This is a genomic window from Streptomyces canus (assembly GCF_001514145.1).
Lineage (GTDB): Bacteria > Actinomycetota > Actinomycetes > Streptomycetales > Streptomycetaceae > Streptomyces > Streptomyces canus.
Genome location: NZ_KQ948669.1, coordinates 315,943 through 317,845 on the forward strand (window position 1 = coordinate 315,943; position 1,903 = coordinate 317,845).

Annotated in this window: 1 protein-coding gene; it reads right to left on the minus strand. The window is 70.2% G+C overall.

Annotation, left to right across the window (positions count from 1 at the left end; translation table 11 throughout):
• Positions 1 to 1,903, minus strand: a 1,903-nt coding sequence (locus AQJ46_RS36885; protein WP_159064097.1) for a condensation domain-containing protein, incomplete at both ends; no start/stop codon positions are given.

Below are 1,903 nucleotides of genomic sequence, written 5' to 3' on the forward strand. Positions count from 1 at the left end.
CACCGAGTTCGAAACGATCCCGCATCGCCACCAGGAAGTTCACCAACGGCCCCTGCGGCACCACCACACCCTTCGGCCGCCCCGTCGACCCCGACGTATAGATGACGTAGGCCGGGTTGGCGAGGTCCGGGCGGGCCAGCGGCCGGCCGGTCGTGAGCCGGGCGAGGGCGTCGACGGTCCCGGGGTCATCCAGCAGCACGCGCGGTACCGCGAGTTCCTCGGGGAGCACCGAGGTCAGCCCGCTCGTGGTAAGCAGGAGGACGGGGTCGGCGTCCTGGAGCATGTACGCCAGCCGCTCCGCCGGATACTCCGTGTCCAGCGGCAGATACGCCGCCCCCGCCTTCCACACCGCCAGCAACGCCACCACCAGATCCACCGACCTGGGCAACGCCACCGCGACAAACCGCTCCGCCCCAACACCACGCTCCGCCAGAAGCACCGCCAAACGCTCAGCACGGGCATCCAACTCCCGATAACTGAGAGACACTCCACCCGCGACCACGGCCTCGGCGTCCGGCACCGCAGCCACCCGCTCCTCGAACAACTCCACCACCGAACGCCCCGGCACCTCACACACCGTCTCGTTCCAGTCGACGAGAAGGGTGTGTACCTCGGACCCGTCCAGCAGCTCCGCCTGGTCGACGGGGGCGTCCGGGGCGTCGACCATGGCCTGGAGCAGGCGCAGGTAGCGACGACCGAGGGCCTCGACGGTGGACTGGTCGAAGAGGTCGGTGCTGTATTCGAGGACGCCTTGGAGTCCGGCCCTGGTGGACGCCGCCTCGGTGGATGCCCGCTCGGCGAACGCGAAGGACAGGTCGAACTTGCCCACTCCGGTGTCGGCCGTCGCACGTGAGACCGTCAGGCCGGGCAGTTGGGTCACGCCGTCGACGGCGGCCGTGTCGGTGTTGTTGAAGGCCAGCAGCACCTGGAAGAGGGGGTGCCGGGAGAGCGAGCGCTCCGGGTTGACCGCTTCCACCAGCCGCTCGAACGGCAGGTCCTGGTTCGCGTACGCCGCCAGGTTCTGGGCCCGGACACGGTCGATGAGCGTGTGGGCCGTGGGTCGCCCGGAAGTGTCCGTGCGCAGGACCAGCGTATTGATGAAGACGCCGATCAGGTCGTCGAGCGTCCCGTCGGTACGGCCCGCGATGGGCGTGCCGATCGGGATGTCCGTGCCGGCGCCCAGCCGGGTCAGCAACGCCGCCAGCGCGGCCTGCAGCACCATGAACGGGCTGGCCTGCCTCTCCCGCGCGAGAGCGACAACCCGGTCGTAGAGCTCTGCGGGAACCTCGAAGGGAATGCGGTCACCTCGGTAGGTGGCCACGGAGGGACGCGGACGGTCGTAGGGCAACTCCAGTTGATCGGGCAGGCCCGCCAATGCCCCCGTCCAATAGCCGAGTTGGCGGGAGATTTCGCTGTCCGGGTCGTCCTCCGAGCCGAGCACCTCGCGCTGCCACAGGCTGTAGTCGGCGTACTGCACCGGCAACGGGGCCCAGTGGGGAGCTTCACCGGCGACCCGGGCCGCATACGCGGCCGTCAGATCACGGGCCAGCGGCGCCCGCGACCACGCGTCACTCACGATGTGGTGCAGAAGCAGCAGCAGGACATGCTCGTCGGCATCGACCTCGAACAGCGTGGCCCGCAGGGGGAGTTCGCCGGACTCGGCGGAGAGGTCGAAGCCGCGCCGGGCGGCCTCCTTCAGGCTCTGCCCGACCTCCTCCCGTCCAGACTCGACCACGATCAGCTCCGGCCGGGCTTCCGCCGCGTCCCGGACGACCTGGTAGGCGCCCTCGCCGTCCTCGGCGAACACCGTCCGCAGGCTCTCGTGCCGCTCCACCAGATCCGCGAGCGCGAGCCGCAGCGCGTCCCGGTCCAACGCGCCGGAGAGACGCAGGGCCACCGGGAT